Origin of the sequence: Bradyrhizobium sp. USDA 223 (assembly GCF_044909005.1) — a bacterium.
GTDB lineage: Bacteria > Pseudomonadota > Alphaproteobacteria > Rhizobiales > Xanthobacteraceae > Bradyrhizobium > Bradyrhizobium yuanmingense.
Genome location: NZ_JBIYDR010000001.1, coordinates 2,778,426 through 2,791,076, shown reverse-complemented (window position 1 = coordinate 2,791,076; position 12,651 = coordinate 2,778,426). Strand labels below are relative to the sequence as shown.

9 protein-coding genes are annotated in these 12,651 nt (G+C 65.1%); 4 read left to right on the top strand and 5 right to left on the bottom strand.

The genetic code is table 11. The features are described 5' to 3' along the window. Positions 1–24: 24 nt before the first annotated feature. Positions 25–738, bottom strand: a complete 714-nt coding sequence (locus tag ABIA40_RS12845) for a peroxiredoxin (protein ID WP_404541335.1) — start codon at positions 736–738, stop codon at positions 25–27. Between the two features lie 195 nt (positions 739–933). On the opposite strand from ABIA40_RS12845, the gene ABIA40_RS12840 reads away from it, so the two are divergent. Then, the gene (locus ABIA40_RS12840; protein WP_271546701.1) at positions 934–4,740 is read left to right on the top strand and encodes a DUF3971 domain-containing protein; all 3,807 of its coding nucleotides are present in this window, start codon (positions 934–936) and stop codon (positions 4,738–4,740) included. Between the two features lie 172 nt (positions 4,741–4,912). Here the strand turns inward: ABIA40_RS12840 and ABIA40_RS12835 are convergent, their stop codons facing one another. The 4 genes from ABIA40_RS12835 to tyrS form a co-directional block, all read right to left on the bottom strand. Further along, the gene (locus ABIA40_RS12835; RefSeq protein ID WP_404541333.1) at positions 4,913–6,607 is read right to left on the bottom strand and encodes a methyl-accepting chemotaxis protein; all 1,695 of its coding nucleotides are present in this window, start codon (positions 6,605–6,607) and stop codon (positions 4,913–4,915) included. Positions 6,608–6,994: 387 nt separating this feature from the next. Next, positions 6,995–7,405 (bottom strand): DoxX family protein, encoded by a 411-nt coding sequence (locus ABIA40_RS12830; RefSeq protein ID WP_271546697.1) that lies wholly within the window; start codon positions 7,403–7,405, stop codon positions 6,995–6,997. A 230-nt stretch (positions 7,406–7,635) separates the two neighbouring features. Continuing rightward, positions 7,636–8,919 carry an MFS transporter gene (locus ABIA40_RS12825; protein ID WP_404546221.1) on the bottom strand — a complete coding sequence of 428 codons (1,284 nt, stop codon included), beginning with the start codon at positions 8,917–8,919 and terminating at the stop codon, positions 7,636–7,638. A gap of 56 nt (positions 8,920–8,975) precedes the next feature. After that, complete coding sequence (gene tyrS / locus ABIA40_RS12820) at positions 8,976–10,238, bottom strand: tyrosine--tRNA ligase (RefSeq protein WP_404541331.1); 1,263 nt, start codon at positions 10,236–10,238, stop codon at positions 8,976–8,978. Positions 10,239–10,404: 166 nt separating this feature from the next. On the opposite strand from tyrS, the gene ABIA40_RS12815 reads away from it, so the two are divergent. The 3 genes from ABIA40_RS12815 (at position 10,405) to ABIA40_RS12805 (ending at position 12,650) form a co-directional block, all read left to right on the top strand. Then, positions 10,405–11,508, top strand: coding sequence for an anhydro-N-acetylmuramic acid kinase (locus tag ABIA40_RS12815; RefSeq protein WP_404541329.1), 1,104 nt, complete (start codon positions 10,405–10,407; stop codon positions 11,506–11,508). A gap of 112 nt (positions 11,509–11,620) precedes the next feature. Beyond that, positions 11,621–12,316: a glutathione S-transferase family protein gene (locus ABIA40_RS12810; protein ID WP_404541327.1), complete on the top strand. Its 696-nt coding sequence runs from the start codon at positions 11,621–11,623 to the stop codon at positions 12,314–12,316. Positions 12,317–12,326: 10 nt separating this feature from the next. Further along, positions 12,327–12,650: a multidrug efflux SMR transporter gene (locus tag ABIA40_RS12805; RefSeq protein ID WP_275499148.1), complete on the top strand. Its 324-nt coding sequence runs from the start codon at positions 12,327–12,329 to the stop codon at positions 12,648–12,650. Position 12,651: the final 1 nt, after the last annotated feature.

Sequence of the window (12,651 nt, the reverse complement as noted above, 5' to 3'; positions counted from 1 at the left end):
GAACGCGCGAATTTAAAGGATTGGTTAAAGGCTCCTTGCCGCCTCCAGCACTTCGTCGGCATGGCCATCGACCCGGACATTGCGCCAGATCCGCGCTATCTTACCGTCGGTCCCAACCAGGATCGTGGTGCGAAGAATCCCAAGGAAGCTCTTGCCATACATGGACTTTTCGCCCCAGGCCCCATACGCCTCCAGCATCTCATGCGTCTCGTCCGAGATGAGGGGCACGCCGAGCTTGTGCTTGTCGCGGAACTTCTCCTGGGCCTTTAACGGATCGGCGGAGATGCCGAGCACGGCGGTGCCGGCGGCAGCGAAGGCGCCCGCGAGGCGCGTGAAGTCGATCGCCTCCCGCGTGCAGCCGGGGGTGTCTGCGCGGGGGTAGAAGAACAGGACGAGCTTTCGGCCGGCATAGTCGGCCAGCGTGACCACGTCGCCGCCATCGCGCGGCAGGCGGAAGGCCGGGGCCTTTTGGCCCTCGGCCAAGCCGGACTTCAAGCCGGACTTCAAGCCCGACTTGACCGCAGCCGGAGAGGAGGCGGATTTGGAGGATTTTAACTGTTTCGATGGGGCCTTATGTGATCCTGCTTTTGCTATGGTCGCAGCTGATTTGCGTGCCGGTGTCCGCTGCGTTTTCGCGGATCTTGTTTGAGTCGATGCCCGCGTTTTTGCGGACTTCGTTGTAGCGGTCGGACTGCCGGAGGGCGTTTTGGACGATTTCTTTCGGGATTTCTTGGACATACGCCTTCCTTTCGACGCTTTCGACAGGTCAACCGAAGCGGTATTGCAGCTCTTGTCCGGCGAGCCGGAATCGTGCCCTCGGCTGGGCAAGTCTGGCGACGCCGGAGTATGGTTACAAGGAATTCCACGCACCACCCCACTGCTCGTTGAACGCGCTCCCGGGGCGAAATGACGAACAGCAGGAATATTCGAGGTATGGCGGCAGTGCCGGCGCAGGGAGCGTCACTTCCCGCGAACGGCTGCGGTCCCGGCGGCGCTCAATCCTATGACGGGCGCCTGTATCGAGAGGCAATGGCAAGGAATACGTCGCCCCAGGACTACAACCGGGATTTTGATCGGCGCGGCGGCCAATTCGAGCCGCAGGAGTGGGACGACGCCGACTGGGATCCGGATCAGGAAGCGGCTGCACGCAATCGCGCACGCCGGTTGCTGGCGCGTTCCGGCTCGGGCTTTCTTCGCTTCGGTGGTGGATTTGGCGCGCTGCGCCGCTGGACGGGTGGGGGACGCTGGCTGAAGCGCCTTGCGGTGGCCGTCGCCACCGTCATCGTCATTTTCATCGGCTGTTTCGGTGCGCTGTGGTGGCGGCTCGGTGCCGGTCCCATCAGTCTGGACATCGCAACCCCGTGGCTCGCAGCCGCGATCGAGGACAATATCGGCCACGGCAACACCGTTGAGGTCGGCGGCACTCAGATCGAGCGGGCGGGCCGGGTCCGCGTCGCCGTCCGCATCCGAGACATCATCGTTCGCGACCGCGATCACGCCGTCGTCGCCAGCGCGCCGAAGGCCGAGGTGAGGCTGTCGGGTGCGGCCCTCCTGATGGGGCACCTGCGTGCCGAGAGTCTCAACCTGGTCGATGCCGAGCTCGCCATCCGCATTGCGCCCGACGGCACCGTCACCGTGTCGGCCGGCGACACCGCAAAGCCGCTGGCGACCGGTGTCGCGTCCAAGAAGGACGCGGGCCTGCCGCCGACATTCCCACGCAGCGGTGTCCCCCCGCCGCCATTCGCGACCGCGCCTGCGAGCCCGGACGCATCGCAGGCTGCACCGCAGGCGACCGCGCAGAGCGGCATCCTTCAGGGCCTCGACTGGCTCGACAGCCTGAGCATGACGGGCCTCGACGGTCAGAACCTCAACGAGATCGGTCTGAAGAACGGCGTCCTGATCGTCGACGATCAGCAGCGCGGCAGCAAATGGTCGTTCGAGAACATCACGCTCAGCCTGCGCCGGCCGAGCCGCGGCGGCGTCGCGCTCAGCCTCGGCGAGCAGGGCGCGCGCCCGTGGATGCTGCGCGCCACGATCGGCCCGGCCGAGAACGGCGTGCGCTCGGTCGACATCAAGGCCGACAAGGTCTCGACCTCCAACATCCTGCTGGCGCTGCGGGTGAAGGACCTCACCTACACTGCCGACCTGCCGCTGACGGGCGAGCTCAAGGGCGAGCTCGGCCGCGACGGCGTGCCGACCTTCTTCCGCGGCAAGATCGCGGTCGGCGCCGGCAACATCATCGATACCGACACGCCCGACTACCCGATGGCAATCGACTCGGCCGAGATCAACGTCGAGTGGGATGCGAACCGGCGGGTGCTGGTCGCGCCGTTCAAGGTTCTCTCCGGCGCGAACCGCCTGACGCTGCTGGCCCATGTCGAGCCACCCAACGGCAACATCAACGACTGGCAGCTCGGCTTCAGCGGCGGTTCGATCCTGCTCGGCGGCATCGACAACGAGCCGCCGCTCGTCTTCAACCGCATCGCGATCGGCTTCCGCTTCGACACCGACCACAAGCGCATCCTGCTGACACAGGCCGACGTCTCCAACGGCGAGATCGGCGTCGCCGGCACCGGCGCCATCGACTATTCGGGCGAGCCGCGGCTCACCCTCGGTTTTGCGGGCACGCCGATGTCGGCCTCGGCCTTGAAGCGGATGTGGCCGACGCTGATCGTCCCCGAATTGCGTGAATGGGTGATCGAGCGGATCGAGCGCGGCACGCTCCAGCGCATCGAGATCGGCGTCAACTCGCCGACCAGGAACCTGCCGCGCAAGGGTCCGCCCATTCCGGACGACGGCCTGTCGGTCAACATCGTGGCGAGCGGCGTTGCGGTCCGGCCCGTGGACGGCATGCCGGTGGTGCGCGATGCCGATCTGAAGGCGCGCGTGACCGGTCGTACCGCGACTGTCAACATCGGGCAGGGCATTGCCGATACCCCCGCGGGCCGCAAGGTCACTATCTCCGACTTCGTCTTCGAGGTGCCGGACATGGCGCCCAAGCCGTCGCCGTCGCGGAGCAGGTTCCGTGTGGAGGGGCCGGTGCCCGCGGCCGCTGAAATGCTCGCCAATGATCGGCTGAGCGACCTGTCGGCGACCGTCGTCGATCCCAACACCAGCAAGGGAACGTTCTCGGCGAACATTCAGCTTGGCATGCCGGTCAAGGGCGAGCTGACCAAGGCCGACACCACCTACGCCGTCACCGCCGATCTCAACGGCTTTGCCGCCGACAAGCTGGTGATGAACCAGAAGCTGGAAGCCAACAACCTCAAGATATCAGCCAACAACCAGGGCTATCAGGTCAAGGGCGACGTCAAGATCAACGGCCAGGCGGCCTCGCTCGATTATCGCAAGCCGGCCGAGGGCGACGCGGATGTCAGGCTGCAGGCGACGCTGGACGATGCCAGCCGCGCGCGGCTCGGCTTCGATCTCAGCCCCGCCGTCATCGGATCGTTGCCGATCAAGCTGTCGGGCAAGATCGCGAGCGGCGCGGATCAGACGACGAAGCTCGGCGTCGAGGCCGATCTGACCTCGGTCAGGCTCGACAACATCCTGCCTGGCTGGGTCAAGCTGCCGGGCAAGTCCGGCAAGGCCAGCTTCAAGGTGGTGCCGACGGCGCAATCGACGCGTTTCGAGGACATCGTCATCGAAGGCGGCGGCGCCTCGATCAAGGGCTCGCTCGAGCTCGACGCGAACAGCGATCTCGTGAACGCGAACTTCCCGACCTACGCGCCGTCCGACGGCGACAAGGCCTCGCTCAGGGTGGAGCGCAGCCAGGACGGTGTGCTGCGCGGCACCATGCGTGGCGACGTGTTCGACGGCCGCGGCTTCCTGAAGTCGGCGATCTCGGGCAATTCCAAGGACGACAAGAACAAGCTGAAGAACGTCGATTTCGACATCGATGTGAAGCTCGGTGCGGTCGCCGGCTTCAACGGCGAAGCCATGCGCAGCCTCGACGCCAAGATGTCGAAGCGCAACGGTGCCATCAAGGCGTTGACGCTGAGCGGCAAGATCGGCCGCGACACGCCTGTCGCGGCAGATCTGCGCGGTGGCCGCGCCCAGGGCAGCCGCGAGGTGATCTACCTGCAGACCAATGATGCCGGCGCGCTGCTGCGCTTCACCGACACCTACACCAAGGCGGTCGGCGGCCAGATGGTGGTGGCGATGGAGCCGCCGGCCTCCGAGCCGAACACCGCGCGTGAAGGCCTGATCAACGTGCGCGACTTCACCGTGAAGGGCGAGGCGCAGCTCGAGCGCGTGGCTGCCGGCGCGCCCAACGGCACCGGCAACGGTGTCTCCTTCAGCGCGCTGCGCGCCGAGTTCACCCGGCAAAACGGCGCACTCACGATCCGCGATGGCGTGGTCAAGGGGCCGATGATCGGCGCCACCATCGAGGGCTCGATCGACTATCCCGGCAACCAGGTCTGCATGAGCGGCACCTTCGTGCCGATGTACGGCGTCAACAACATCTTCGGCCAGATCCCGCTGTTCGGCATCTTCCTCGGTGGCGGCAACAATGAGGGGCTGATCGGCGTGACCTACGAGGTCGTCGGCACGCCAGCCGCGCCCGTGATGCGCGTCAATCCGATCTCGGCGATGGCGCCGGGCCTGTTCCGCAAGATCTTCGAGTTCAACACCGGCAAGCAGAACTCGCCGTTCGAGGAATTCCCCTCGCATTCGAACGACGGCTCGACCGGATCGACGCGCCAGCTGTCGAGCGGTTGCACCCTCGCGCGGCGGTAGCGGCGATCTGCTTCTCTCCGACGTCATGGCCGGGCTTGTCCCGCCTGCGCGGCCGAAGCCGCTTCGGCGCGGCGAAAGCCGGGCATCCACGCTCTTCGTGCGGGGAGCCAAAAACGTGGATGGCCGGGACAAGCCCGGCCATGACGCAAGTGGAGATATTCGGGCCTGAAGGCTACGCTGCGCGCACGCCCTTCAGGAACGTGCCGACCTCGCCGGAGAGCTGCTCGGCCTGCTTGGAGAGGTTGCTGGCTGCCGCGAGCACCATGCCGGCAGCGTTGCCGGTCTCGTTGGCTGCGGTGGAGACGCCGCCGATATTGGTGGTGACCTCCTTGGTCGCCTCCGCGGTCTGCGAGACGCTGCGGGCGATCTCGGCGGTGGCGGCGCCTTGCTCCTCGATGGCCGCGCCGATCGAGGTGGCGATGCGGCTGACCTCCTCGATGGTGGCGGTGATGCCGCCGATCGCATCGACAGCTTCCTTGGTGGCGCCCTGAATCTGGGCGATCTTGTCGCCGATCTCGCGGGTGGCTTCCGCGGTCTGGCTCGCCAGCGACTTCACCTCGGAGGCGACCACGGCAAAGCCGCGGCCGGCTTCGCCGGCGCGCGCAGCCTCGATGGTGGCGTTGAGCGCGAGCAGGTTGGTCTGCGCCGCGATGTTGGAGATCAGCTCGGCGACATGCTCGATCTGCTGGGCGCCGTCCGAGAGTGCGCGGACGATGGTGTCGGTGCGGCGGGCGCTGTCCACCGCACGTCCCGTGACCTCGGCGGATTGGGCGACCTGGCGGCTGATCTCGGTGATGGAGGAGGAGAGCTCCTCGGCGGCGGAGGCGACGGTCTGGACACGCTGGCTGGCCTCATTGGCGGCCGAGCCGACCAATGCGGCGCGGCGATTGGTGCCTTCGGCGGTCGACGACATCGACTTGGCCGTGGTCTCCAATTCACCGGAGCCGGAAGCCATCAGGCCGACGAGCTGGCCGACGGAGGCATCGAAGCGGTCGGCAAGGGCGATCAGGGCCTCGCGCTTCTCCTGCTCGCTGCGGGCCTTGGCCGCGACCTGCTCGGCCTCCAGCGTGCGGGCCGTGAGCGCGGTCTGCCTGAGGATTTCGAGCGTCTCGGCCATGCGGCCGATCTCATCGCCGCGGTCGGTCTCCTCGACCGGCTTGTCGATGGCGCCTTCGGAAATCGCCTGCATGCGGCTCTTCTGACGGTCGAGCGCGCCGAGCACGTCGCGCGCGATCAGCCAGGACAGCGCCGCCATCAGCAGCATCAGGCCGATGCCGATGGCGCCAAGCTCCAGCGTCAGGGCGCGCACGTCGGCGTCGATGTCGTCGACATATAGGCCGTAGCTGATGATCACGTTCCAGGGCGCGAACTTGCGCGCGAACACGGTCTTGCGGACCGGCTCGGTCTGGCCGGGACGGGGATAGAGATAGGAGGTGACGCCGCCCTGCGCAGTCTCGCTGCCGGCCTTGATGATGGCGTCGGCGATCAGCACGCCGTTGGAATCCTTGGTGCCGGTGATCTTGCCTTCGAGCTGCTGATTGGCGCCGTTCACGACCAGGGAGCCGTCCGGATTGTAAACCACCGGATAGCCCTGGTTGCCGTTGAAGTTCATGCGGCGGCCGCGCTGGTGGAACAGGCTCTTGGCCTCGGCCACCGTCAGCTTGCCGGCAGTCACTTCGTCCTGGAGCGCTTGGGCGTAGTTGTAGAGGAGCTCGACGGCGGTCCGCATCTGCTGGACGCGGTCTTCCATCATCCGGCTCTTGCTGAGCACGGCCGATACGCCGATGATGGCTGTGACCGTGAGAGCCGCAAGGCAGACCATGCTGGCAAGCTTGGTACGGATCTTCAGATGACTCAGCAGTTTCATCACAGCCCCTACGGAATGGTTGTTATTGCTCGCACCGGTAGCATGAAGTTCTTACCAATCATGAATGGAGGCATGCGGCGGCCTGCTGCGAGGACGGCGCAGGCGCGTGCGCAATCGTGCAGGCCAATCGCCTTGCCGATGGGCTCCAGTCCTTCCGGGAGAAGGGAATCGGTCTTGGGTTTTGGCAGCTAGACCGTCTGGACGGACCTGCAATGAATCGATTCGTTCATCGCATCATCATGTCTCTGCTGCTCGTCGCCGCCCTCGTTCTGATCTGGAACGTGCTGGGGACGCGCTGAGACGGCACCGGAGATCTGCCGGTGCCGTCGTCGTGCTTAGCGGATGAGATGTGCTTCAGCGGGCGCGGATGCGCGGCCGGTCCCGCGGCTATTTCTTGCCCATCGCTGCGTCGACGCTGACCGGGCCTCCGCCCGCCGCCGAGAGATACAGGCAGGCGAAGCAAAACAGGATCGCCAGGGTGCCGTTGTTCAGCAGCGGCAGGAACACCGGCGTCTCGCCCCTGAACATGTGGCCCATGAAATAGGCGAACGCCATTTCACCGGACAGGATGAAGGCCGACAGTCGCGAGAACAGGCCGATCATGAGCAGCCCGCCGAGCACCAGTTCGAGCGCGCCGGCCGCGCCGTAAAGCGACATCAGCTCGACCTTGGCGAACATCGGAACAGCCGGAAACTTGAACAGCTTGGCGACGCCGTACTGGAACAGCAACAGGCCGGTGATGAAGCGAAACAGGCTCAGGAGAACCGGTTGAAAGCGAGTGAGATAAGGAAAGTCCATTGGTTTGCCCTCCATCCAATGCTGGACCCAATGCTGCGACTTGGACCGCATTCGCTTCCGCCTCGCAAGCCACCCCGGATCAATTCAGCACTGACATTTTCGTCATGTCGGACAAAACACCGCAAGGCCCGCCGCCAGCGGCACGCGACCCTCCTTTTGGCGCATGTTCGCCTCGCGCTCGTCCGTAGGATTCCGGTGAAACCAGGGTGTGCAGGTTACGTCGGGGAGACCTACTCCCGCAAAGCAGGGACGACCAGGAACGGAATCATTCCGAGGATCACGCTCGCAAGTGCGAAGGCGAGCAGGAGATCGTAGCCGTGTGTGACATCGTGGATCAAGCCGCCGCTCCATGAGCCGAAGGCCGAGCCGAGGCCGCTGCCGATCGAGATCGTGCCGAAGATGGTGCCGACGCGTTCTCCGCGAAAGATCTTCATCGCGGTGGCGCTGATCAGCGGCCCGCGGGAGCCCATCATGCTGCCGAAGCAGATGACGAAGCCGGTGAGCAGAATGACGTTGGGATAGTACTGCAGCAGCCAGAGCAGAACGATGCCGAGAATCGAGATCGCGTAGCTGAGCAGCACCGACGGCCGGCGTCCGATCAGTCCGTCGAGCGCGGAGACGCCGAGCATGCCGAATACCAGCACGATTCCGGAGAAGCCCCAGGCGGTCGCAGCCTGGAGCGGCGGAAAGCCGGCGTCGATCAGATAGGCCACGATCTGCGCCGCGATCGCATACATGCCGACCGCGGTGAAGAAGAAGGTCGAGAACAGCGCCCAGAATGCGTGGTGGCGCATCGCGCTCGCGAGCGTCCAGCCGCTGTCGACGAAGTCAGGATCGCTCTTCTTGGCGATGTGCGGCGAGCCGGCCGCGAACATGCGCCAGGGCAGCAGCAGCAGCGGCACCAGCAGGGCGAGCGCGGCGAGGCCGAACAGCTGATAGGTCTCGCGCCAGCCGAGATGATCGATCAGGAGCTGCGAGGCCGGCAGCAAGGCCAGCACGCCGCCGCCCATCGCCGAATAGACCACCGCCATGGCGGTCGGCAGGCGTGGTCCGAACCAGCGGCCGAGCAGGATCGAATTGGGCACATTGCCGATGAAGCCAACGCCGATGCCGACGCAGATGCCGATCGAAAGCTGGAATTGCCAGAGCGCTTGCGCATGGCTCGCGATCAGAAAGGCCGAACCGAGCAGGAGCAAGCCGACCGCATAGACGAGCCGTGGCCCGGAATGATCGAACAGGCGCCCGACCAAGGGTGCGGTCAGCCCGCTGACGAGCCAGGTGAGGGAGTAGATCGAGACGGCCTGGGCGCGGTCCCAGCCCAGGCTTTCTGAGATCGGCTTGAGGAAGACCGTGAAGCTCTCGCTCAAGCCCCGACCAAGAACAGCCAGCGTGAAGCAGAGGCCGAGCACGACGAGTGCGGTGCGCACCGCGTCCCGCCCGGTGCTACCGATCCGTTCCTTGCTCGTTTCCGCTGTCGTTCCCGCTTTCGTTTCCCTGGGCGTGTTCTGGTCCATTGCCGTCAGGGAGCGCGCATCCGTGCGCCCTGACAAGCAGTGAAAAGCTCATACGCCTATGCAGGCTTGAGTAGCACGTGCTTCTTTTTGCCTAGTGAGACTTTGATAGCCCCGTCCTTGAGGTCCGCCGAAGTGAGCATTTTCATGATGCTATCGACCGTCTCGTCATTGATTTTCACGCCGCGGGAATCGATCAGGCGGCGAGCTTCGCCGTTCGATCGAACCAGTTTGGTGAGTTGAACCGCAATGAGAACCGATAGCCCCTCACCAAACAGGTACTTCTGCTCGTGTTCGGGTATTAGGACCGTAGGCAAAGTCTCCGCGGTTGCCCTTTCCTCGAAGGTGCGGCGCGCGGTCTCCGCGGCTTCGTTTGCGGCGTCGCGGCCGTGCAGCAGCGCGGTCGCTTCGGTTGCGAGCACCTTCTTGGCCTCGTTGATCTCCGAGCCGCCGAGCGCCTCGAGCTTCCTGATCTCGGCCATCGGCAGCGTCGTGAACAGTTTCAGGAACTTGCCGACGTCGGCGTCCTCGGTGTTGCGCCAGTATTGCCAGAAGTCGTAGGGGCTGAACTGGTCGGCGTTGAGCCACACCGCGCCTTGCGCGGTCTTGCCCATCTTGGCGCCCGAGGCGGTCGTCAGCAGCGGCGTCGTCAGCGCGAACAGCTGGTGGGTGCCCATGCGGCGGCCGAGATCGACGCCCATGATGATGTTGCCCCACTGGTCCGAGCCGCCCATCTGGAGGCGGCAGCCGGTGCGCTTGGCCAGCTCGACGAAGTCGTAGGCCTGGCAGACCATGTAATTGAACTCGATGAAGCTCATCTCCTGCTCGCGCTCGAGGCGCAGCCGCACGGAATCCATGGTCAGCATGCGGTTGACCGAGAAGTGCCGGCCGACGTCGCGCAGCATCTCGATCCAGTTCAGCTTGGTCAGCCATTCCGCATTGTCGAGCATGACCGCGTCGCTCTTGCCCTCGCCGTAGCGCAGCACCTTCGCGAACACGCCGCGGATCGATTCCTTGTTGGCCTCGATCTCGGCGATGGTGCGCATCGCGCGCGTCTCATCCTTGCCGGAGGGATCGCCCACCATGGTGGTGCCGCCGCCCATCAGTGTGATCGGCTTGTTGCCGGACTGCTGCAGCCAATGCAGCATCATCATGGTCAGGTAGTTGCCGATGTGCAGCGAACGGGCGGTGCAATCGTAGCCGACATAGGTGGTGGCCTCGCCCTTGGCGGCGAGCGCGTCCAGCCCCTCGAAATCGGAGCACTGATGGATGAATCCACGTTCCTGCAGGGTGTTGAGGAAATCCGATTTAAATGCAGTCATCTGTCGGCGTGCCTGACAATTCTTGGTTTACCGTTTTGGGGGCAATTTAAGGGTCTTCCGCGGGAACCCGGTTGGCCGCCCGCCACTTGGCGCGTTGGCATTATAAGATGTGCCCCTCTGGCACAAGATCGGCATGCCAGCGCGGGTCTCTTGAGGATGCTGGTCCATGATGTTGACAGCACTCGGTTTGATGAGCGGCACCTCGCTGGACGGGGTGGATGTCGCGCTGATCGAGACCGACGGAAAGCAGGTGAAGGCGTTCGGGCCATCCAGTTACCGGCCCTACGGCCCGGCCGAGCGCAACCTGCTGCGCCAGGCCTTGAGCGAAGCCGTGCATCTGCAGCAACGCGACGCCCGCCCGGGCATTCTGGGCGATGCCGAGCGCGCAGTGACGCAGGCCCATGCCGAGGCGGTCGCCGCCTTCCTCGCCCAGAACCGGATGAGGGCGGAGGACGTCGACATTGTCGGCTTCCACGGCCAGACCGTGCTGCACCGGCCCGAAAGACGGCTGACGGTGCAGATCGGCGATGGGCCGGCGCTGGCAAGGGCCATCCATATACCCGTGATGCACGACTTCCGCGCCGCCGATGTCGAGGCCGGCGGGCAGGGCGCCCCGCTCGTGCCGGTCTATCACCGCGCGCTCGCCCATTCGCTGGAGCGCGAAGGGCCCATCGTCGTGGTCAATATCGGCGGCGTCTCCAACATCACCTATATCGACGGCAACGATGCGTTGATCGCCTGCGACACCGGCCCCGGCAACGCGTTGCTGGACGATTTCATGTACCGCACCATGAACCAGGCATTCGATGCCGAAGGCAAATTCGCTGCGCTCGGCAAGGTGGATGATGCCTGGATTGCGCGGGCGCTGGAGCTGCCCTTCTTCGCAAGCCCGCCGCCGAAATCGCTCGACCGCAACGATTTCGCGGCCCTGCGGCTTGGCGACGTGCTGCCTGCCGACGGCGCGGCGACGCTGACCGCCTTCACCGCCGCCGCGATCGCCCGAATCATTCCGCTGTTGCCGCGGCGGCCGCGGAGCTGGATCGTCTGCGGCGGCGGTGCCCGCAACCTCACCATGCTGCGGATGCTGCGGGAGCGGGTGGGCTCGGCCACCGTCGAGGCGGCCGAAACGCTCGGCTGGGCCTCGGACGCGATCGAGGCGCAGGCCTTCGGCTTTCTCGCCGTCCGCGGCATGAAAGGCCTGCCGCTGTCCTATCCGGCGACCACCGGCGTGCCGATGCCGATGACCGGCGGGGTGATCGCCAGGCCCTGAAGATGACTGCCTGAGGATCACGCTCGGTTGATGCGAATGCATTGATCTTGACGAGTTAATGCAGATGCATCTATATTGGATGCAATTGCATCTAACAGCCGGGATCGTTGCCATGACATCTTCGCTTAATACGCCCGCTTCACTGAAACTGATCAGCCACAAGCTTTGTCCCTACGTGCAGCGCGCGGTGATCGCGCTGAAGGAGAAGGGCGTGCCGTTCGAGCGGATCGACATCGATCTCGGCAACAAGCCCGACTGGTTCTTGAAGCTCTCGCCGCTCGGCAAGGTGCCGGTGCTGGTGGTGACGACGGAGCAGGGCGAGGTCGCGCTGTTCGAGAGCAACGTGATTTGCGAATACATCGAAGAAACCCAAGGCGCCGCGAAGCTGCATCCGGTCGACGCGCTGAAGCGGGCCGAGCACCGCGCCTGGATGGAGTTCGGCTCGGCGATCCTCGGCGACCTCTGGGGCTTGGAAACCACGACCGATCCGGCGATCTTCGAGAGCAAGCGCCAGGCGCTCGTCGCAAAGTTCGCGCGGGTCGAGGCCGCGCTCGGCGCGGGCCCGTACTTCGCCGGCGAGGCGTTCAGTCTGGTCGATGCGGTGTTCGCACCTGTCTTCCGCTATTTCGACCTGTTCGACGAGCTGACCGAGCACGGCATCTTCCGTGACGTGCCGAAGGTCCGTGCCTGGCGCGCCGAACTCGCCAAACGGCAGAGCGTGCGCACGGCAGTGGGCACGGACTATCCGCAATTGCTGCGGGCCTTCCTCGTGCAGCACGACGCCCATCTGTTGAAGCTGGCGGCCTGAGGCCACGCCGATGTCACCGTCGATGGCTTGGCTGATGCTGGTGATCGCCGGCGCGCTCGATGTCGGCTGGGCGATCTCGATGAAATACGCGGAAGGCTACACGCGCGCAGGATGGAGCATCGTTTCGCTCGTGCTGCTCGCCGCCTTCGTGTTCCTGCTCGGGCGCGCCTTGAAGGTGCTCGAGGTCGGCGTCGCCTATTCGGTGTGGACCGGCATTGGCGCGGCCGGCACCTTCCTGATGGGCGTGGTGCTGTTCGGTGAGACCTTGAGCGCGATGAAGCTTGCCGGCATCGCGCTCGTCTTGATGGGGATCGTCGCGCTCAAGCTGGCGTAGT